A 19,946-nucleotide genomic window follows, 5' to 3' on the forward strand; every position below is an offset into this window, starting at 1 on the left:
GCGGCGTGCACTCAACCCTGAGAAAAACAAGTAGAAGGGAATGTTAATGGCGGATGACATGGTTAACCCGGTAGGCCTCAAGCGAGGCCTGAAGAACCGGCACATTCAGCTGATCGCCTTGGGAGGGGCGATTGGCACGGGGTTGTTCCTCGGCTCGGCCGGGGTGCTCAAGTCGGCGGGCCCGTCGATGATCCTCGGCTACGCAATCGCGGGATTCATCGCGTTTTTGATCATGCGCCAGCTCGGCGAGATGATTGTCGAAGAACCGGTCGCCGGCTCCTTCAGCCACTTCGCCCACAAATACTGGGGCGGTTACGCAGGCTTCCTCGCGGGCTGGAACTACTGGGTGCTCTACGTCCTGGTGGGCATGGCCGAACTGACGGCGGTGGGCAAGTACATCCAGTTCTGGTGGCCGGAGATTCCGACCTGGGTCAGTGCGCTGGTGTTTTTTGTCGCGGTGAACCTGATAAACACCCTGAACGTGAAGTTCTTTGGTGAAGCCGAGTTCTGGTTCGCGATCATCAAGGTGGTGGCGATTGTCGGCATGATCGTGCTCGGCTGCTACCTGCTGTTCAGCGGCACCGGCGGCCCGCAGGCGTCCATCAGCAACCTGTGGAGCCACGGCGGGTTCTTCCCGAACGGCGGCATGGGGCTGTTGATGTCGATGGCGTTCATCATGTTCTCGTTTGGTGGCCTGGAACTGGTGGGCATCACTGCCGCCGAGGCCAGCGAGCCACGCAAGGTGATCCCGAAAGCGATCAACCAGGTGGTGTACCGGATCCTGATTTTCTACGTCGGCGCCCTCACCGTGCTGCTGTCGCTGTACCCATGGGACCAACTGCTGCAAACCCTCGGCGCGTCGGGCGATGCCTACAGCGGCAGCCCGTTTGTGCAGATCTTCTCGCTGATCGGCAATGACACCGCAGCGCACATCCTCAACTTCGTGGTGCTGACCGCGGCGTTGTCGGTGTACAACAGCGGCGTGTACTGCAACAGCCGCATGCTGTTCGGCCTGGCCGAGCAAGGCGATGCGCCGAAAGCGCTGATGAAGCTGAACAAACAAGGCGTACCGCTGCGCGCCCTGGCGATTTCGGCCCTGGTGACGATGCTGTGCGTGGTGGTCAACTACGTGGCACCCCACAGTGCGCTGGAGTTGTTGTTTGCGCTGGTGGTTGCCTCGCTGATGATCAACTGGGCACTGATCAGCCTCACCCACATCAAGTTCCGCAAGGCCATGGGCGAGCAAGGCGTGACGCCGTCGTTCAAGACCTTCTGGTTCCCGTTCAGCAACTACCTGTGCCTGGCGTTCATGGTGGTGATCATCAGCGTGATGCTGGCGATTCCGGGGATTCGCAATTCGGTGTTTGCGATGCCGGTGTGGGTGGGGATTATCTTCATTGCCTATCGGTTGCGGGTGCGCAACACGAAAGTAGCAGTGACCCAGTAACCCCTGTGGGAGCGGGCTTGCCCGCGATAGCGGTGTGTCAGTCACCCGATGTGCTGGCTGATGTACCGCTATCGCAGGCAAGCCAGCTCCCACAGTGTTGATCGCATTCCAAAATGAAGAAGCCCCGGTAATCCGGGGCTTTTTTGTTTAGAGGGTTGAGCGTACTCGCCACAACTCGGGGAACAGCACCGTGTCGAGCATCTTGCGCAAATACCCCACACCTTCAGTGCCGCCGGTCCCCGGCTGGAAGCCAATGATCCGCTCCACCGTGGTCACATGGCGGAAACGCCACTGGCGGAACGAATCCTCCAGGTCGATAAACTTCTCGGCCAACTGATACAAATCCCAATACCGGCTCGGATCGCGATACACCTCGCGCCATGCCGCTTCCACCGATTCATCGTGCACCGTCGCGGCCGTCGGGTCGCGCTCGGCGCGTTTTGGATCAATCGCCAGGCCGGCCTTGAGCATCAGATTGATCGCCTCGTCATACAGCGACGGCGTGGCAATCGCCACTTTCAACTCGTTCAGCAGTTCTGGCCGATGCGCGTGGGGCCGAAGCAGCGCCGCGCTTTTATTGCCGAGGATAAATTCGATCTCCCGGTACTGGAACGACTGGAACCCCGACGACTGCCCGAGGAACGGGCGGATCGCCTTGTATTCCGACGGGGTCATCGTCGCCAGCACCGCCCAGGCATGCACCAGTTGATCAAAGATGCGCGACACCCGCGCGAGCATCTTGAACGCCGGCGGCAATTCCCCCAGGCGCACGTGTTCGCGGGCGGCCTTGAGTTCGTGGAGCATCAGTTTCATCCACAGCTCAGAGGTCTGGTGCTGGATGATGAAGAGCATTTCGTTGTGGTCCGGCGACAGCGGGTGCTGGGCGCTGAGGACTTTGCCCAGGTCCAGGTAGTCGCCGTAGCTCATGGACTCGGAAAAATTCAGTTCGGCGTTGTGCCATTCTTCGGGCGGTTGGTAATCGGCAGAGAAGGGACATTGGCTCATCGCGTGGGCTCCTTGAGCGGGCGGAGAATGGCGCGGACCGGGCTCGCGTCGAGGTTGGCAAAGCGCAGCGGCAGGGCGATCAGTTCATAGTCGCCCTCCGGCACGTCGTCGAGCACGATGCCTTCGAGAATCGCCATGCCATGACGCGCCACGGCGTTGTGGGAATCCATGGTCTTCGACTGTTGCGGGTCCAGGGAGGGTGTGTCGATGCCGATCAAACGCACACCCAGGCTGGCCAGCAACTCGATGGTTTGCGGGGCGATGGCGGTGAAGTTCACATCCCATTCGGTGAGCGGCGCTTGTGGATAAGTGCGCAGCAGCACACGCTCGGGCACGTTATCCACACGGCCTTCGAGCTGATGCGGCTGCACCAGCGCGCCGCTGTCCAGGCAATGCAACACGCGGCACGGGCCCATGTACACGTCCAGCGACACCTCGCCGATCGGCGCACCGTCCGCGCTGTAATGCAGCGGCGCATCCACATGGGCGCCAGTATGCGGCGACAGGGTAATGCGCCCGACATTCACCGGGCACTCCGGGCCAAACTGCCACACGCGCTCTTCCTGGAACGGCGTGTCACCCGGCCAGGTCGGGGTCGCCGTACTCAAGGGCGGGCTGATATCCCACCACGTTTTTATTGGGTTCATTTCAAGGCTCTCGGCGGTTACTGGAGTGAATGATACGAGGGCCTGCTGCGAATTTTCTTGCGAATTCTGGCGTGGAGTGGGAAATCTTTCGCACTTACTGCGAGGAAATGGCTGATTTACGCACAAACCTATCGCTCGGGCACACCCCAATCCCCTGTGGGAGCCGGGCTTGCCCTCAATAGCGGTGTATCAGGCAATAAAGATGCAAGATGGGCCGCCGCCATCGCGGGCAAGCCCGGCTCCCACAGAGATCTGTGGTGTTGGTGGGATCACCATCGGGCTGCGCTTCTGGACATCCCGATGTCGAGTTCAGACCACTGGCCCTGCGCCCAAGGCCTTAGGGTGGACCTTTCCATTCCCTGCCTCGGAGACATCATGTCCAAGCCCATCACCGTACTGCGTGACACCCATCCCTTGCCGGTCCTGGATGCCTGCAAATGGGAAAAGCTCGAAGGCGACCCGCACACCGTCAACCTCAACGCCTACACCAGCGAAGACGGCAGCAAGATCATGGGCACCTGGATCTGCACACCGGGCAAGTGGTACGTGGACTATGTGAAGTGGGAATACTGCCACTTCCAGGAAGGCTACTGCATCATCACCCCAGAAGGGATGGAGCCGATTCACCTGCGGGCTGGGGATATCTTTGTGGTGGAGCCGGGGATGAAGGGGACGTGGGAAGTGGTTGAGACGGTGCGTAAGTATTTTGTGTTTGCTTGATTGAATCGTCAGTCGAGTTCACAAACAAAAAAACCGCCGTGAATGGCGGTTTTCTTTCATAAGGCTCAGCGACTCTTGCCAGCCAAGGGGCCTGCTGGCTCCATGTCTTTGCCATGTTCAATCGCAATGCTGAAAAATCTCTTTTGATTGGCTGACATCAATCCACCGAGCTTTTTTGCCTCGGCAGAAAAATCTGCGACCAATTGCGCATTTGTTTTCCGGGTAGTCGTTTTCATCAAACCAAGCCTCTGCAAGCCTTGTATGTGTGCCCAATACTAGGAGCGCTCGACTGAAATCACAAGGCGCTGCTTATCGTCATATTCGAAGCCAAGCCGCGCATAAGTAGCCATGGCATCTGGCAGCGGTTCCTGAATCTCGATACACGAGCAACCAATGACACGCGCATATGCGTCGATGGCAGCCAGGGCAAGCGCGGCAATCAGGCCCTTCAAAGGATGTTGGCTATCCGGGCTCCCTTCCAGAAGCACAATTTTAATGGTGACTTTGCTGTCGCGAGGTGTGGCGTAACAAAGGCCACATAGCTGCTCATCATGCCAGATGGACAAATCAAATCCTTTGACATCCAGGGCCTTCCAGTCAGGTACATCCTCCCAGGGAAACTGAGCATCTCCTCCCCAACGGTTGAAGGCCTCAATGGCACAAGCATCAATGACATCAAGGCGGACTTTTGAAGCATCGAGTGATTGATCTCCCAACTCAGTCCATTGGTCAGCGAATGCGGCCAGCGCCGATTTTTTCGACTGCGATTGGAAGATCAAATACTTGAGGGCGTTCGAGTATCGGCGTGCCATAACGATCAGATTCTTGGAAACGGCGGAAACGATACCAAGATCGAGCGTTGCCTTGAGTTCAGTATGAATTCAAGGTTTTTCAGGTTTGCGATAGCTGTTGATAATCGCCGAGAAGTCCTTGCCCCCTTCCCCACGCTGGCTCATCGCTTGATACAACTGCTGCGCCACCGCGCCCAGAATCACAGGTTGCTTAGCCTGGCGTGCCGCTTCAGTCGCCAGCCCCAGATCCTTGAGCATCAGATCAGCACCAAACCCACCGGTATAACCACGGGACGACGGCGCGGTTTCAATCACGCCCGGCCATGGGTTGTAGGTATCAGAACTCCAGCAACGCCCGGTGGAGCTGTTGATGATCCCCGCCAGCACCTGGGTGTCGATGCCCAGTGCATCGCCCAAAGCCATGGCTTCGCTGACGCCGACCATGCTGATGCCCAGCAGCAGGTTGTTGCAGATCTTGGCGATCTGGCCGGTGCCGACGTCGCCGCAGTGCACGATGTTGCGGCCCATCTGCGCCAGCACCGGTTGCAGGGTGGCGAACAGTTCCGGGTTGGCGCCGACCATGAAGGTCAGCGTCCCTGCTGCGGCGCCGCCAGTGCCGCCGGAGACCGGTGCGTCGGCGACTGCAACGCTATGCTTGGCCGCCGCAGCGGCGACATCGCGGATGGTCTGCGGATCGATGGTGCTGCAATCCACAGCCGGCACACCTTGGCCGATGCCGGCCAATACGCCGTCTTCACCGAGCCAGACGCTGCGCACATGGGCCGCCGCCGGCAGCATGGTGATCACCAGTTCCGCGCCGCTTGCGGCATCACGCGGTGAAGCGCTGATGCTGCCGCCCAGTTCGGCCAGTTCCTTGAGGACCGTCTGGTTCAGGTCGAACAGGCTCAGCGCGTGCCCGGCCTTGATCAGGTTGCGGGCCATGGGCGCGCCCATGTTGCCCAGGCCGATAAATGCAATCTTCATGGTCGTCTCCCGGAATCAGCGCAGGTTGATGGTGGTGTTGACGCCATCGTTGACCGTGTCGTCATCGAACCAGCGGCTGGTGACGGTCTTGGTCTGGGTGTAGAACTGCACCACTTGCTTGCCGTACGGGCCGAGGTCGCCGAGCTTTGAACCCCGGGAACCGGTGAAGCTGAAGAACGGCACCGGCACCGGGATCGGGATGTTGATGCCGACTTGGCCTACATCGATTTCACTCTGGAACTTACGCGCCGCCGCACCGCTTTGGGTGAACAGGCCGGTGCCGTTGCCGAACGGGTTGGCGTTGACCAGCGCGATGGCTTCATCGAGGGTCGCAACTTCGAGCACCACCAGCACCGGGCCGAAGATTTCCTGGGTGTAGATCTGCATATCGGTGGTCACGCCCGAGAACAGGGTCGGGCCGACGAAGTTGCCGTGCTCGTAGCCCGGCACCTTGATATCGCGACCGTCCAGCTCCAGCTTGGCGCCTTCTTTCACGCCGCTTTCGATCAAGTCCAGGATGCGTGCCTTGGCGCGCTTGGAGATCACTGGGCCGACATCCGTGCCGGCTTCGCTGCCGGCATTGACCTTGAGTTTCTGCGCCAGCGCCTTGAGGTCCGGCAGCCATTGCTTGGCCGCGCCCACCAGCACCACCACCGAGGTGGCCATGCAGCGCTGGCCTGCCGCGCCAAAACCGGCACCGACCAGGGCGTTGAGGGTGTGTTCGCGGTTGGCATCGGGCAGCACCACGGCGTGGTTTTTCGCGCCCATCATCGATTGCACGCGCTTGCCGTGTTTGCCGGCCAGGTCGTAGACGTGGGTACCGACGGCGGTCGAACCGACGAAGGACACGGCCTTGATGTCTTTATGGGTGCACAGCGCATCCACCACATCCTTGCCGCCGTGGACCACGTTGAGCACGCCAGGCGGAACACCCGCTTCGAGCGCCAGCTCCACCAGCAGCACGGTGGACAGCGGGTCCTGTTCGGACGGTTTGAGCACGAAGGTGTTACCGCAGGCAATCGCCATCGGGAACATCCACAGCGGAATCATCGCCGGGAAGTTGAACGGCGTAATCCCGGCGCACACGCCGATGGGTTGGCGCAGGGTGTAGGTATCTACGCCACCGGCGACGTTTTCGGCGAATTCGCCCATCTGCAAGGTGCCGATGGAGCACGCGTGCTCGACCACTTCCAGGCCACGGAAAATATCGCCTTCGGCATCGGCAATGGTCTTGCCCTGCTCGGCGCTGAGGACGACGGCGATGCGTTTGGAATGTTCGCGGATCAGCGCTTGCAGCTTGAGCATGATGCGCATGCGCGCGCCGATCGGGGTCAGCTTCCAGGTCTGGAAGGCGCGGTGGGCGGCGTCGATGGCGGCATTGACTTCATCGGCCGTGGCGAACGGGACTTTGGCCAGCACCTCTTGGGTGGCCGGGTTGACGATGTCGTGCCATTCGGTGGTCTTGGACTCGACCCATTCACCGTTGATCAGCAACTTGACCTGTTGTGCGGAAATATCGGCAGATGCGTTCATAGGGTCTCCAATTCTTATTGATATGCAGAGAACCAAGGCGTTGAACCGCCTTGAAGAATGAGGCGTTCGGACTGTTTTTGGAGTATAGATGTGCAAACTTCTAATAAGAACGCACATAAAAGCCGGTCCAATATGCAAAAAAACATCACGTCACTGGGCTCCCTGAACTGGGATGACCTGAAGTTTTTCCTCGAAGTGGCCCGCACCCGCAAGGCCAGCGTCGCCGCCAAGCGCCTGGCGGTGGACTACACCACGGTGTCGCGGCGCATCAGTTCGCTGGAGGTCTCCCTCGGCACGCTGTTGTTCGAAAAATCCCGCACCAGCGGTTTCGTCCTCACCCCCGAGGGCCAGCGTTTGCTGGGTTACGCGGAGTCCATCGAAAGCACCTTGCATATGGCCTGCGAGCAAGTCTCCGGCTCCGGTGTGGCGCTGTCCGGCCATGTACGCATGGGCTGCACCGAAGGCTTCGGCAGTTTCTTCGTCACCCCGCAGTTGAGCCATTTTGTCGACACCTACCCGGCGATCTCGGTGGACATCCTGCCCCTGCCCCACTTCATCAGCCTGTCCAAGCGCGAAGCCGACATCGTCATCGCCCTGGAACGCCCGGAACACGGGCCCTACGTGTGCTGCAAACTGTGCGACTACAAACTGCAGCTGTACGCGACCCAGGACTACCTCGACCAACACCCGCCGATCCGCAAGCCCGCGGATTTGGCCGAGCATCCGTTTATCAGTTATGTGGATGATCTGGCCTTCAGCTCGGAGCTGCTGTACCTGGCGAATGTGGTGCCCGGCGCCAGCGCCAGTTTGCGCAGCACCAGCGTGATTGCGCAGTACGTGGCGGCGCAGCAAGGCCGGTCGATGGCGATATTGCCGTGCTTTTTGGCGGCGCAGGACCCACGGCTGTTGCCGGTGCTGGGGGAGGAGATAACGATTACGCGGCAGTTCTGGATGTATTGCCGGGAGGATTTGCGCAAGTTGAAGCGGATTACGTTGTTGTGGGATTACATCCGCGAGGTGACGGAGCAGAACCAGGGGTTGTTGATGGGGCAGACGCGGGAGATGCGATTTAAAGCTCACCCCAAGTAAAGTGTGGGAGCTGGCTTGCCTGCTCCCACAGTTGATTGGGTTTCAAATTGAAAGGGGGGACTGACTCAGTCCGCGATCACTACAATCGACACCCGCCGATTCTCCGTACGCCCTGCCACCGTGGTGTTCGGCGCCACCGGTTCGCTGCTGCCCAGGCCACGCAGCAGGATGTTTTCTTCCTTCATTCCTACGCCTGTCAACACTTTGGCCACGCTCTTGGCGCGGCGCAGGGACAGTTGCTGGTTGTAGGCTTCTTTACCCGAGGCATCGGTGTGGCCGTCCACGCGCACGCGTTCGATGCCGACACCCAGCAAGGCCTTGCCGATGCGTTCGACGATATCGGTGCTGGGTTGGTTGAGCGCTTCGACGTCACTGCCAAACAGCACTTTGCCGGACAAGCCAAACGCCCAGCCTTCGTCGGTGAGTTCAAAACCCTGTTGCTTGAGCACGGCGACTTGCGCCGGGGTCAGGCCTTTGGGTGGGGCCGTCTGGCAGCCGCCGAGGGCGAGCAGTGCCACCAGCAGGGTGATAAACATGAAACGTGCGGTCGAGAACAAGGGGTCAACTCCTGTGTTGAACATTGACGACGGGGCTCTCCGGCTCCGCCGTTTGCTGGCCGCCGAGCGACAGGCGCTTGGCCTGGTACATCGCTGCGTCGGCGGCGTTGAGCAAGGTGCCAGGGGTGGCGCCATGATCGGGGTAGATGGCGATGCCGATACTGAGTGAAGTCAACACCTGGGTGTTGCCCGGCACCGGGATCGGCTGGTCCATGCTGGCGATGATTTTGTCGGCGATGCGCTGGGCATCTTCCAGCTTGTGCAGGGGCGCCAGCAGGATGGCGAACTCATCGCCCCCCAAACGCGCGACCAAGTCATCTTCGCGCAATTGCGCACGCACGCGCTCGGCCACGGCGACCAGGACGGCATCGCCGGCAGCGTGGCCGAAGTTGTCGTTGATGTCCTTGAAGCGGTCGCTGTCGAGGAACAACACGGCGACCCGCTCGTTGAGTTTGGCGGCGCTGCGCAGGGCACGGATCAGGCGGCCTTCGAAAAAGGCACGGTTGGGCAGGCCGGTGAGGCTGTCGTGGTTGGCCTGGTGCGCGAGGGTTTCGTTTTCGCTTTGCAGGTGGCTTTGCCAGGCTTCCATCTCGCCGAGCAAGGCATTGAAGTCGCTGCCCAGGCTGTCGAGTTCGGCGATTCGCGCCGGTGGCACGCGCCGGTCGAAATCACGCTCGCTGCGTGCGGCGTGGGCCACGGCGGCGAGGCTTTGCAGCGGGCCGGTGATGCCGCGCAGCAGGCGCTGCGCCAGGTGCAGGGCGACCCAGGCGCTGAGGGCGGTACAAATCAGGATGCCGGCCAGGCCGCTGAGCAAAAAGCGCAGCAGGCTGGCGCCGTGACCGGTCAGGTGGATGCTGCCCACGGTGCGCCCTTGATGGAGGATCGGCTGGCTGATGGGCTGTTCGAGCAGGGTATGCGCCAGTTCCAGTTCAACCCGCGAGAGCATGCCGGTGTCCGGGCGTACCCACTGCGCCAGCAGCTTGCCGTTGGCGTCGAAGACTTCGGCCCGGGCCACTTCTTCGGTGGAGGCGATCAGGCTCAGGGCTTCGGTGGCGGCGGCGCTGTCGTTGAACACCACCGCCGCTTCCACGGTGTAGTTGATCGAGCGCGCGATCAGGTGCAGGTTGTGCTCGGCGTAGACCCGCAGCGCCAGCACGCCGAGCAGGGTCAGGGACACGCTGGCCAGGCTCACCGCCACCAGCGCCAGGATCATGTGCCCACGCCCGATCACCGAGCGCAGGGTCGGGCGCACGTTCAGCGCGCTCATGGCTCAGGCGCTCGGCGGCGCGACAGTTGCAGCACGCTCGGATGAATGCGCACGCCGCTGCGCGCCACGGAGTCGAGATTGACCTCGAACGACACTTGCTCATCCCCCACGCGCAGGCAGAACAGGCTGCCCACCGTGCATTGGTCGCCGCCTTCACTGATGCTGAGCACCGGGTGACCGATCAGCGAGGCAAACAGTTTGCTGCGCTCATCGCCGCTGAGCTTGCCGATATACACGGCGTTGCAGGCATTGACGATATCCGGGTGGTCCGCCAGCAACCGCTGCACCAGCACCGGCCGACCGGTGGCCTGGGTGGTGCCTTTGATCAGGTCGTCGGTGTACTGGGTCGGCCCGACGATGCACAGGCGCAATTGCGCCGGTTCCACCGGCCAACGGGCATAACTGAGGATGCCGAGGACCACCTGGGTCACCGCCTGGGCACGGTGATCTGCCGGGCTCGGCGCCTGGGCAAAAACGCGGGGCGCGAGCAGGCCAAGAACCGCCACCAGTAACATGCGTCTCCAGCTCAAACTACGCTCTGTGGACGAGCCAGCCACCTTCATGCAGCGATTCTCTCAGGTCTTTTCAAGATGATGCCGCAACGATAGCACAGCGACGGAAACCCCCGCGATATGGCGCCAAAAATGACCTATCAGTCAGATTTTTCCGCGTCATGCTCCAACTCCAGCATCAGCCCGCTCAAGCGCTTGACCTTGCGCGCCACGGCCTCTTCAAACACCCCGCCACGGGGCTCGATCAGGCTGAACCATTGCTTGGCCCGGGTGATGCCGGTGTAGATCAGTTCTTTGGTCAGCACGGGGTTCAGCGCGTCCGGCAGGATCAACGCGGTGTGGGTGAATTCCGAGCCCTGGGATTTGTGCACGGTCATGGCGTACACGGTTTCCACATCATTCAGACGGCTAGGCAGTACAAAGCGCACACCGCCCTGGCCATCGTTACGTGGGAAAGCTACCCGCAGCACGTGGGGCCCGCCGTCGCTTTCCGGCAATTTGAGGGCGATGCCGATATCGCCGTTCATCAAGCCCAGGCCGTAGTCGTTGCGGGTCATCAGCACCGGGCGGCCTTCGTACCATTGCTCATCGCCGTCGATCAGCCGCACTTTGCGCAAGGCGGCAGTGATGCGCAGGTTCAGCCCTTCCACGCCCCACGGGCCTTTGCGCACCGCGCAGAGCAGTTGGAACGCGTCGAAGGCTTGCAGCAGTTGTTGCGCCCAGTGGGTCCAGGCCGCGTCTTCGCGCGGGGTGTCGAGGGCCGGACGCGCGCTGCGCAGCAGGTCGAGGTAGTAGCGATAACCCTGGGCACCGTCGCTGCCCTGCCCGTCCAGCACCAGGCGCTCCAGGGCGTGGTCGTGTTCACCCTTGAGCCGGACGCAGGCCAGGTCTTTGTGACTGCCGGCGTTCAACAGTTGCCGGGCTTGCTCGGCGTTTTGCTGGTTGACCAGACGCGCCAGTTGGCCGATGCCGCTGCCTTCGCCAAACCGCCGCGAGTAGCGCAGCATCACCACTTGCTGGGCCAGCGGGTGGCTGCCATCGAGGTCTTCTTGCAAGCCACTGGTGCTGAGGTCTTCGCCGCTGACCGCTTGCAGCCATTGCCGGGTCTCGGCGCTGTACCAGCCGGCTTCGGCGTCGCGGCACAGGTCGCCGAGTACGGCGCCGGCCTCGACCGAGGCGAGTTGGTCCTTGTCGCCCAGCAGCACCAGGCGCGCGTGCGGCGGCAAGGCGTCCAGCAGGTTGGCCATCATTTCCAGGTCGATCATCGAGGCTTCATCCACCACCAGCACATCCAGGGGCAAGGGGTTGCCCAGGTGATGGCGGAAGTGGCGCGTGCCCGGACGGCTGCCCAGCAGGCGGTGAACGGTGGTGACCTGGGTCGGGATTTTTTCGCGCACAGTGTCGGGCACCGTCAGCGACTGCACTTGCTGGCTGATGGACTCGGTGAGGCGTGCGGCGGCTTTGCCGGTGGGTGCGGCGAGGCGGATGCGCAACGGGCTGCCGGCTTCCACCGCTGGGGCCTGCAACAGTGCGAGCAAGCGCACCACGGTGGTGGTCTTGCCGGTGCCGGGGCCGCCGGTGACGATGCTGAATGCGCTGCGTGTGGCCAGGGCGCAGGCAAGTTTTTGCCAGTCGATCACGCCATCGGGCGGCGGCTGGTCGAACAGGCCGTTGAGGCGCTGGGGCAAGTCGGCGGCGACGCTTTCCTCGGTAGCGAGGCGGCGGCGCAAGGCGCTGTCGATGCGCCGCTCGTAGGTCCAGTAGCGGCGCAGGTACAGGCGCGTGCCGGACAACACCAGCGAACGGCTGTGGGCCGACTCGCTGTCATCGCCGCCCAGCGCAACCAGGCGACTGGCGGCCAGGGCCGCGCACCAGCGGGCGCCGTCGAGGCCGTTGAGCAGTTGCGACGGCAGCAACATCGCGCCGGTTTGCAGGTCGCCTTCGGGCGGCAAGGACAGGGCGAAGTCCGGCGCCTTGAGGGTTTCGACCAGGTCTAGGCACACGTGACCGTGACCCAGTTGGTGACTGGTCAAGGCGGCGGCCAGCAGCACCACGGGGTCGGCCTGGGGGTCGAGTTCGTGGAGGAAGCCGACGAAAGCCTTGTCCAGGGCGCGCAGCCAGCCACGGTCGACCCAGCGCTCCAGCAGTTGCACGAGGTCGGCGGCATGGCTGAGGGGTTCCAACGCCTCAAGCGGCGGGGGCGACAGGCTCATAACAGGACTCCTTGTTCCCAGGCGGGCTCAACCTTGGGCGGGATGGGCTTGCCCTGGAACAGCAGGTCCAGGCTTTCGATCAGTTCACGGGGCGGGCGTGTGAAGTACGCGCCCCGGCTGGCGGATTGCACGCCGCGCAGGAACACGTACAGCGCGCCGCCGACGTGGCGGTCGTAGTCATAGTCCGGCAGGCGCGCCTTCAGTTGGCGGTGCAGGGCCAGCAGGTAAAGGACGTATTGCAGGTCGTACCGATGATCGAGGATCGACTGTTCCATGGCTTCCAGTGTGTAAGCAGAATCGTCGGGGCCAAGCCAGTTGGATTTGTAGTCCGCCACGTAATAGCGGCCGTCGTGTTCAAACGTCAGGTCGATAAAGCCCTTGAACATACCGTTGAGCAACACCGGTTCGGCGGCAACCCGCGACACGCCGTTGTGGGTGTGCTGGCACACCAGTTTATCGAGGGCGAGCACGTCGACCTTGTGGCTGGCGAACCAGAACTCCATCTCGATCTGGTACTGCTGCAAGCTGCTGAGGGTGACCTGGCCGTTATCCACCGGCAGCGGCGTTTGCAGCAACTGGCCGAGCCAACCGCTGAGGGTGGTGATCCAGCCTTCCCAGTTACGGCGGTTGCAGCGCGCGCCGACAGCTTTTTCGATGGCTTCAGCCGTGACGTTGAAGCCGTCTTCGCCGGCCCACTCCAACAGGCCATGGAGGAAGGTCCCCGGATTCGGGCCGCGTGGGAAACGGTGAATATCACCGCCGGACGCCGCCACTTCGCGCGGTGCGTCGGGATCGAGACGCTCGTCATCGAACAGCTTTTGCGCTTGTGGGCTTTCCGGCGCTTCCGGCGTGGCCACGCTCATGCTGTCGCCAATGCGCAAGGCGCTGTAGGAGGCGATCCACCAGTTCTCCGCAGCCTTGCGCTTGGGCAGCAGCGGCGCGAGCAGCGTGGCTTCGTTGCGCGGCGGGTGGAAGAGGATGTCTTGCGCCCCGGGCACGTGGCTGTAATGCATGGCGGGGCAGCCGTCCTGCAAGTCCAGTAGCCAGCGCGCCTGGGCGGCGGACTCGCCCAACGAAGCGCCGGCGCCGAGCAGGTAGCCCAGTGCAGACAAGTGCAGCACGGAACTGCTGCTATTGCCGCGCTTGAGGTCGGCAATGCCCAGCCAGCAGGCGTGCTTGGCGCGGGTCAGGGCGACATAGAACAGGCGCAGGTCTTCGGCCAAACGCTCGTCGTCGGCCTGGGCGATCAGCTCGGCGGTGGGGCGCAGGCTGACTTGGGGTTTGCCGATTTCATCGTGGTAGTGCAGCGGCAAGCGGCTGCCATCCACCGGTTTGGCCGAGCAGATGAAGGGCAGGAAGACCAGGTCGTATTCCAGGCCCTTGGACTTGTGGATCGTTACGACCTTGACCAGTTGCTCATCACTTTCCAGGCGCAGGATCTGTTCTTCACCGGCCTGCCCTGACAGTGCCAGGTGTTCGGCCAGGTGACGGATCAGCGCTTGCTCGCCTTCCAGCTCCGAGGCGGCCTGTTGCAGCAACTCGCTGAGGTGCAGCAGGTTGGTCAACACACGCTCGCCATCGCTGCGGGCGATCAGGGTTTGCGGCAGTTTGAAGTCATGGAGCAGGCGGCGCAGCATCGGCAGCACGCCTTGGTTGCGCCAGATCGCGCGGTAGCCACGGAACTGCATCACGCGGGTTTCCCACGCCAGTTCGTCCTGGTTCAGACGCTCCAGTTCCGGCAGTGACAGGTTCAGGGTCACGCAGGCCAAGGCGGCGCGCAGTGGGCGTTCGACGTCCGGCTCGGCGCAGGCCTTGAGCCAGGCCAGCAGGTCGTGGGCTTCCTGGGCGGCGAACACCGAATCCTTGTCCGACAGGTACACGCTGCGCACGCCACGGGCGGCCAGTTCGGCGCGTACGGCTTGGGCTTCCTTGCCGTCGCGTACGAGGATGGCAATGTCTGACGGCAGCACGCCGATGAAACTGTCATCCGCTTGCAGGAAACCCGCAGTGCCCTGCTGCCCGCCGTTGAGCAAATCAACAATCTGCGTGGCACAGGCGGCGGCCAGTTGTTGGCGGTACACCAGATTGGAAATCGGCTGGTCGGTGGGCAGGTGCCACAGGTTCATCGCCGGCAGCGTTTGGCCATCGACTTGCAATTGCTCTTTGCGGCCCTGGGACAATACCGGCTGGAACGGCACCGGGTTGTCACCGTCCGGCTTGCGGAACAGGAACGCGCCACGCCCGGTTTCGGCACGTTGGAACACATGGTTGACCGCCTCGACCATCGCATGGCTGGAGCGGAAGTTGGTGCCCAGGGTGTGATGGCGCCCGGTGGTAGCCGCGCGTGCGCGCAGGTAGGTGTAGATGTCGGCGCCACGGAAGGCATAGATCGCCTGCTTGGGGTCGCCGATCAGGAACAGGCCACTGTCGGGGTGGTTTTCTTCGATGCGGTAGATGCGGTCGAAGATGCTGTATTGCACCGGGTCCGTGTCTTGGAATTCGTCGATCAGCGCGACGGGGAACTGCTCACGGATCACACTCGCCAAGCGCTCGCCGCCGTCGGCCTGGAGGGCGGTGTTGAGGCGGGTGAGCATGTCGTCGAAGCCCATTTCAGCGCGGCGACGCTTTTCTTCTTCGAAGCGTTTGCCGACCCAGCCGGCGGCGTGTTGCAGCACGGCGGCGTCGGGAGTGGGCAGTGCGTCTAGCGCGGCCTTGAGGCCGGCCATGGCATCGATACCGGGGTGATGCGGCGGGTCGCCCTTCCAGGCTTCGGCCATGCCATCGGGGGTCAGGCGGGTAAAGCCGGTGCCGATGTCGAGTTGTTCAAGGGTTTCGTCAGCGGCCCAGGCGCTGATCTTTTCGAACCAGGGCTCGAAGTAACGCGCCTGCATCTTACGGCCGTCGACGGTTTTGGCGGCCACGGCTTGTAGGCAGATGTCGCGTAACTCGACGGCCCATTGCTGCCAGGGTGCCTTGAGCTCCCTCAGCGCTTCGCGGCGCTCTTGCAGGCAGGTGTTGATCAGTTCGGCAGGGTCGCGGGTTTCCCCGCTGGGGCGTTCGCTGCCGAACAGGGCGCGCACCCGTGGCATCAACGCGGCGGGGCCACCCCAGTTGTTGCGCACCCAGGTGAGCGCGTCGTCGTGCATCGGGTAGCAGAACAGCCGCCAGTAATCGCGCAGGACTTCGCCAAGCAGGTCGCTGTGGTCGGTTTCCAGGGTCTGGGTGAACAGGCTGCCGCTATCGAAGGCGTGTTCGCGCAGCATGCGCTGGCACCAACTGTGGATGGTCGAGACGGCCGCCTCGTCCATCCACTGCGCGGCGATGTCCAGGCGGTTGGCGCAGGCGGGCCATTGCTCCGCTGCGTATTGGTCGCGCAGTTCGGTGATCAGTGGGTCAAGTTTGTCGATTTCACTGCGGAAGAAACGCGCCGCTTCGGCCAGCCGGATGCGAATGCGCTCACGCAGTTCCTTGGTCGCGGCGTCGGTAAACGTCACCACGAGGATTTGTGGCGGTAGCAGTTCGCGGCCAAAACCGGATTCATCGCCACCGTTACCCAGTACCAGGCGCAAGTAGAGCGCCGAGATGGTGAAGGTTTTGCCCGTGCCGGCGCTGGCTTCAATCAGCTGGCTGCCTTTTAGCGGGAAGGCCAGGGCCAAGGGTTTGCTGCTCATGCGCGGGCCTCCTCGCTGGTGAGTGAGCGCCACGGGGCGTTGATCAGCGGGCGATACAGGGTTTCGCACCAGCCGTCGAACTCTTCGCTGGCGACGAGCGTGGCGTAGTCGGGGAATTGGCGGGTGAGCGCGGGAGTTTCGCGGCGCTCGCCGTCGGTGTTTACGCCGTCGCCTTCGTAGGCTTTGCTGGCGGCGGCGTTGGCCTTGTCGGGATCGATCTGGCTCAACCAAGCGAACGCGGTTTTGACTGCCACGGGGAGTGGCTTTTTCATACCTGAGTGCCAAGCCAGCAGCAGATTACCGAGGATTTCCTGAGCGGTGCTTGTTTCCAGAGGCGGCAGTAGCAAGGTGTCATCGCTGGCCACCAAGCCGGTGCTCAACGAAAGCCCGCAGGCACACGCGACCACATGATTGACCCAAGGCCGGATCAGGCGATGCCATTTACGTGTCTTGATCGAACCGATGCTGTTGGGGATGGTGGTCACGCTAAGCAAACCGCCATCACTGCGCCGGTGCAGGCCGCTGATCCAGCCTTCCAGCTGAATACCTTGATGCTCAAAACTGATCGGTTCGGCACCGGTGTGTGGCGTCGGCCAAAGGGCCAGCAACTGTTGGTAGCGTTGCAGCAGGTCCGGCAAGGGTTCGATCAATTCGTTGCGCAGGCATTCGCCGAAACCGACCATCGGCAGCAGGCCGCTGCCTTGCAGGCGCAAGGCCTGGGCGTTGAGGGCCTGGTCGAGATGTTCGGGTTGGGCCAGCGCCGCGTTCAACAGGCTGTCGCTGAGGCCGTAGCGTTGCAGCGCGTCGAGGACGAAGGGTTCTTCATCGGCCAGGGGCACTTCGGCCGCTTCAAAGAACACTTTCAGGCGCTGGCTGAAGAAGTGTTTGACCGGGTTGCGTAGGAAATCTTGGAGCTGGCCAAGGCTCAGGGGCTCTTCTTGTTGGTGCTCTGGCAGCTCGTCTGCTGTGGGTTCGGCATCGGATGCTTCGTGCAGCAACTGCCATTCGCGGGCGTAACTGAACAGCGGGTCGCCTTCGTGGAAGTAGCGGGCACTGAAGGGTTGCAGTGGATGCTCTTGGGTCATCGCTTCGAGGAGCGGCTCCTCGCTTTGGGCGTGGTGCCAGCCGCTGGCGAGATGATCGCGTAATTGGCCGATCAGGACCGAGGCCGGGCGCTCGCTGTTGTCGCGGATGCTGCGGCCAACCCAGCTGATATAGAGCTGATCGCGGGCTGAGAGCAAGGCTTCGAGCAGCAGGTAGCGGTCGTCTTCACGGCGTGAACGGTCGCCGGGGCGGTAGTCGCTGCCCATCAGGTCGAAGTCCAGCGGTGGCTGGGCGCGTGGGTAGTCGCCGTCGTTCATGCCGAGCAGGCAGACGAGCTTGAACGGGATCGCGCGCATGGGCATCAGGGTGCAAAAATTGACAGCTCCGGCGAGGAAGCGCTGGGACAGGCGGCCTTGGTCCAGGCCGGCGAGCCAGGCTTCACGGACGACGGTGAGCGGTAACTCGTCTTGCAGGCCGACGGACTCGCAGGTTTCCAGCCAGGTTTCGCGCAGTTGTTCGAGTTGGCCGAGCAGGTAGTCGTCGTGTTCACTGCTGGGCAGGAAGAACAGTTGCATCAGGCGTTGCAGGCGCTCGCCCCACGCTTGCGGAGCGGCCGGCTGGGACAGGGTCTGGTGGGCGTCATGCAGTGCATCGAGCAACGCAACCAACGGGCCGATCAGCGCAGCGTCGAGGCCGCCGATTTCGTCATAGGGTTCGATGCCGTCGCAGGCTGCGCCGGTGCCTACGGCGTAACCGAGCAACATCCTGCGCAGGCCGAATCGCCAGCTGTTTTGTTCCAGCTCTTGTGGCAGTCCAAGCCCCGCGCGTTGTTCCGCGTTAAGTCCCCAGCGAATACCGGCGCCTTCGATCCAGCGGTGCAACGTGGGTAGGTCGCGCTCTTTTATGGCGAACCGTTCGCGCAGGGCGGGGACGTCGAGCAGGTCGAGGATTTCACTGACCGGGAAGCGGCTGTCGGGGAGCTTAAGCAAGTGTTCGACGGCGATCAGCAAGGGGTCGCGGCCGCGTTGGCCTTGGTCGGTGAGGGTGAAGGGGATGAAGCGCGGGTCGTTGCGCTCAAGCTGACCGAACACGGCGCGGATGTGCGGTGCGTAGCTGTCGACGTCGGGGACCATGACGATGATGTCGCGGGGGCGCAGCGTGGGGTCGGCGCTGAAGCGTTGGAGCAACTGGTCGTGGAGGATCTCTACTTCGCGTTGGGCGCTGTGGGCGATGTGGAAACGGATGGACGCATCGCGCTGTAGATCGACAGCTGGCCAGAGCTCGCGGGTTTCATTGAGCGGACGCAGTTCGAGGATGTCGTCCTGGAGCTGGTTGAGCAGCGTGGTGGGTTCGCTGTCGCTGAACAGGTCGATGCGACCATCGCGGAACGCGGCGCGGTAGCTGTTGGGATCGTCGTAGCTGTCCAGCAGGCTGATGTAGTCACGGCCTTGTTTGCCCCAGGCGGCCAGCAGCGGGTGGGCGTGCTGGTGCAGGGTTTGTGGGTCGATGGTGACCGGCATGCCGGTCTTGCGCGCCTGGCGTTTGTATTCGTTACGCAGCAGGTCTTTGTCGGCGACGATGTCGGACCAGTGGTGACGGCAAGGGTTGTGTACGCAGAGCAGGACTTGGCTAAAACGAGCCAGCCCGGCGAGGGCTTCCAGCGCTTGGGCGGGCAACGATGAAATGCCGAAGACGATCACTCGGGAAGGTAGGCCCGGTGGCGCTTTTTCCAGGGTATTGATCCGTTCGATGAAGCGCTGATGCACGCCGGCGCGGCTTTCGGCCATGCCTGCTTCACCCACATCCAGCAACAGCGCGCGCCATAACTCGGCTTGCCAGCAGTTGGCCGGGGTCCAGGGGTTTTGACTCGCCTCGACCGTTACGCAATTGGTGGCTGCCTGCGGCCCAGTCTTCCAGCCAATCGGCGCGGTAGACCTGGTATTGGTCGAACAGGTCAGCGAGGCGTTCGGCGAGTTGGTAGCGCTTGCGCAGGTCGGTGTCGTGGGTGAGGAAGCGTTGCAGCGGCTCGAAGTGAGGTTGATCGATGAGCTCCGGGAGCAGGCGCATCAGGCGCCAGGTCAGCGGGGCTTTGTCGAGCAGGGACTTGAGCGGGATTTCGTCACGGCCAAGGACCATGCGGTAGAGCTGCCACATGAAGCTGCCGGGCAGTTGCACATCGATTGCGGCGGCGATGCCACAGCCGCCCATGTCGTCATCTTCCGGGTCTTCGGCCAGGGCTAGTTTGAGCCATTGGGCGATGCCGTTGCTTTGTACCAAGGCGATTTCATTTTCCAGGGGGGCCAGGGGATAGCGGCGCATCCAACTGACGACCAGGCTGCGCAGTTCGTCCAGGCGGTTGCCATGAACCACCATGAATCCAGCGCTGAGGGACGTCGCATCCGGCATAACGGCTTCCTTGGGAAAACAAAATCGAGGCATGGACTTTAGCATCGAAGGTCACCGTAA

At 62.5% G+C, this 19,946-nt stretch carries 14 protein-coding genes and 1 pseudogene; 3 read left to right on the plus strand and 12 right to left on the minus strand.

Annotated features, from left to right (window positions below; translation table 11 throughout):
• Positions 1–46: 46 nt before the first annotated feature.
• A complete protein-coding gene (locus PSH87_RS23865; protein ID WP_017738409.1) occupies positions 47–1,447 on the plus strand; it encodes an amino acid permease in 1,401 nt (466 codons plus the stop codon).
• Between the two features lie 147 nt (positions 1,448–1,594).
• Here the strand turns inward: PSH87_RS23865 and kynA are convergent, their stop codons facing one another.
• Positions 1,595–2,452, minus strand: a complete 858-nt coding sequence (kynA, locus tag PSH87_RS23870) for a tryptophan 2,3-dioxygenase (protein ID WP_017738408.1) — start codon at positions 2,450–2,452, stop codon at positions 1,595–1,597.
• Positions 2,449–3,099 carry an arylformamidase gene (kynB, locus tag PSH87_RS23875; RefSeq protein ID WP_026137001.1) on the minus strand — a complete coding sequence of 217 codons (651 nt, stop codon included), beginning with the start codon at positions 3,097–3,099 and terminating at the stop codon, positions 2,449–2,451. The genes kynA and kynB overlap by 4 nt, the downstream gene beginning before the upstream one ends.
• A 375-nt stretch (positions 3,100–3,474) precedes the next feature.
• Here kynB and PSH87_RS23880 point away from each other — a divergent pair, with 375 nt between their 5' ends.
• Positions 3,475–3,819, plus strand: a complete 345-nt coding sequence (locus PSH87_RS23880; protein ID WP_015885872.1) for a cupin domain-containing protein — start codon at positions 3,475–3,477, stop codon at positions 3,817–3,819.
• 65 nt (positions 3,820–3,884) lie between these two features.
• Here PSH87_RS23880 and PSH87_RS23885 read toward each other — a convergent pair whose 3' ends face one another.
• From PSH87_RS23885 to PSH87_RS23900, 4 genes are all read right to left on the minus strand, one after another.
• Complete coding sequence (locus tag PSH87_RS23885) at positions 3,885–4,055, minus strand: hypothetical protein (RefSeq protein WP_177325351.1); 171 nt, start codon at positions 4,053–4,055, stop codon at positions 3,885–3,887.
• Positions 4,056–4,094: 39 nt separating this feature from the next.
• On the minus strand, positions 4,095–4,631 hold the full coding sequence (locus PSH87_RS23890) for a hypothetical protein (protein WP_017738406.1): 537 nt from the start codon (positions 4,629–4,631) through the stop codon (positions 4,095–4,097).
• A 69-nt stretch (positions 4,632–4,700) separates the two neighbouring features.
• Positions 4,701–5,594, minus strand: a complete 894-nt coding sequence (gene mmsB, locus PSH87_RS23895) for a 3-hydroxyisobutyrate dehydrogenase (RefSeq protein WP_017738405.1) — start codon at positions 5,592–5,594, stop codon at positions 4,701–4,703.
• 15 nt (positions 5,595–5,609) lie between these two features.
• Positions 5,610–7,127, minus strand: a complete 1,518-nt coding sequence (locus tag PSH87_RS23900) for a CoA-acylating methylmalonate-semialdehyde dehydrogenase (RefSeq protein ID WP_305431374.1) — start codon at positions 7,125–7,127, stop codon at positions 5,610–5,612.
• 132 nt (positions 7,128–7,259) lie between these two features.
• Here PSH87_RS23900 and PSH87_RS23905 point away from each other — a divergent pair, with 132 nt between their 5' ends.
• Entirely contained in the window at positions 7,260–8,216 is a 957-nt protein-coding gene (locus PSH87_RS23905) for a LysR family transcriptional regulator (protein ID WP_305431376.1), read from the plus strand.
• Between the two features lie 65 nt (positions 8,217–8,281).
• Here PSH87_RS23905 and PSH87_RS23910 read toward each other — a convergent pair whose 3' ends face one another.
• From PSH87_RS23910 to recC, 6 genes and pseudogenes are all read right to left on the minus strand, one after another.
• Positions 8,282–8,773: an OmpA family protein gene (locus PSH87_RS23910; RefSeq protein WP_305431378.1), complete on the minus strand. Its 492-nt coding sequence runs from the start codon at positions 8,771–8,773 to the stop codon at positions 8,282–8,284.
• Between the two features lie 4 nt (positions 8,774–8,777).
• A complete protein-coding gene (locus PSH87_RS23915) occupies positions 8,778–10,040 on the minus strand; it encodes a diguanylate cyclase domain-containing protein (RefSeq protein WP_305431379.1) in 1,263 nt (420 codons plus the stop codon).
• A complete protein-coding gene (locus PSH87_RS23920; protein ID WP_026137000.1) occupies positions 10,037–10,603 on the minus strand; it encodes a YfiR family protein in 567 nt (188 codons plus the stop codon). Before PSH87_RS23920 ends, PSH87_RS23915 begins: the two co-directional genes overlap by 4 nt.
• A gap of 89 nt (positions 10,604–10,692) precedes the next feature.
• Positions 10,693–12,765 (minus strand): exodeoxyribonuclease V subunit alpha, encoded by a 2,073-nt coding sequence (recD, locus tag PSH87_RS23925; protein WP_305431380.1) that lies wholly within the window; start codon positions 12,763–12,765, stop codon positions 10,693–10,695.
• Entirely contained in the window at positions 12,762–16,436 is a 3,675-nt protein-coding gene (gene recB / locus PSH87_RS23930) for an exodeoxyribonuclease V subunit beta (RefSeq protein WP_305431381.1), read from the minus strand. The genes recD and recB overlap by 4 nt, the downstream gene beginning before the upstream one ends.
• Positions 16,433–19,886 (minus strand): annotated as a pseudogene (recC, locus tag PSH87_RS23935) (exodeoxyribonuclease V subunit gamma). Before recC ends, recB begins: the two are co-directional and overlap by 4 nt.
• Positions 19,887–19,946: the final 60 nt, after the last annotated feature.

The sequence above is a fragment of the Pseudomonas sp. FP453 genome, assembly GCF_030687495.1.
Taxonomy (GTDB): domain Bacteria; phylum Pseudomonadota; class Gammaproteobacteria; order Pseudomonadales; family Pseudomonadaceae; genus Aquipseudomonas.

What these genes read in the sequence shown, in the direction of transcription:
- PSH87_RS23865 (WP_017738409.1), top strand. Translation starts at nt 47, where the DNA reads ATGGCGGATGACATGGTTAACCCGGTAGGCCTCAAGCGAGGCCTGAAG.
- kynA (WP_017738408.1), bottom strand. Translation starts at nt 2,452, where the DNA reads ATGAGCCAATGTCCCTTCTCTGCCGATTACCAACCGCCCGAAGAATGG.
- kynB (WP_026137001.1), bottom strand. Translation starts at nt 3,099, where the DNA reads ATGAACCCAATAAAAACGTGGTGGGATATCAGCCCGCCCTTGAGTACG.
- PSH87_RS23880 (WP_015885872.1), top strand. Translation starts at nt 3,475, where the DNA reads ATGTCCAAGCCCATCACCGTACTGCGTGACACCCATCCCTTGCCGGTC.
- PSH87_RS23885 (WP_177325351.1), bottom strand. Translation starts at nt 4,055, where the DNA reads ATGAAAACGACTACCCGGAAAACAAATGCGCAATTGGTCGCAGATTTT.
- PSH87_RS23890 (WP_017738406.1), bottom strand. Translation starts at nt 4,631, where the DNA reads ATGGCACGCCGATACTCGAACGCCCTCAAGTATTTGATCTTCCAATCG.
- mmsB (WP_017738405.1), bottom strand. Translation starts at nt 5,594, where the DNA reads ATGAAGATTGCATTTATCGGCCTGGGCAACATGGGCGCGCCCATGGCC.
- PSH87_RS23900 (WP_305431374.1), bottom strand. Translation starts at nt 7,127, where the DNA reads ATGAACGCATCTGCCGATATTTCCGCACAACAGGTCAAGTTGCTGATC.
- PSH87_RS23905 (WP_305431376.1), top strand. Translation starts at nt 7,260, where the DNA reads ATGCAAAAAAACATCACGTCACTGGGCTCCCTGAACTGGGATGACCTG.
- PSH87_RS23915 (WP_305431379.1), bottom strand. Translation starts at nt 10,040, where the DNA reads ATGAGCGCGCTGAACGTGCGCCCGACCCTGCGCTCGGTGATCGGGCGT.
- PSH87_RS23920 (WP_026137000.1), bottom strand. Translation starts at nt 10,603, where the DNA reads ATGAAGGTGGCTGGCTCGTCCACAGAGCGTAGTTTGAGCTGGAGACGC.
- recD (WP_305431380.1), bottom strand. Translation starts at nt 12,765, where the DNA reads ATGAGCCTGTCGCCCCCGCCGCTTGAGGCGTTGGAACCCCTCAGCCAT.
- recB (WP_305431381.1), bottom strand. Translation starts at nt 16,436, where the DNA reads ATGAGCAGCAAACCCTTGGCCCTGGCCTTCCCGCTAAAAGGCAGCCAG.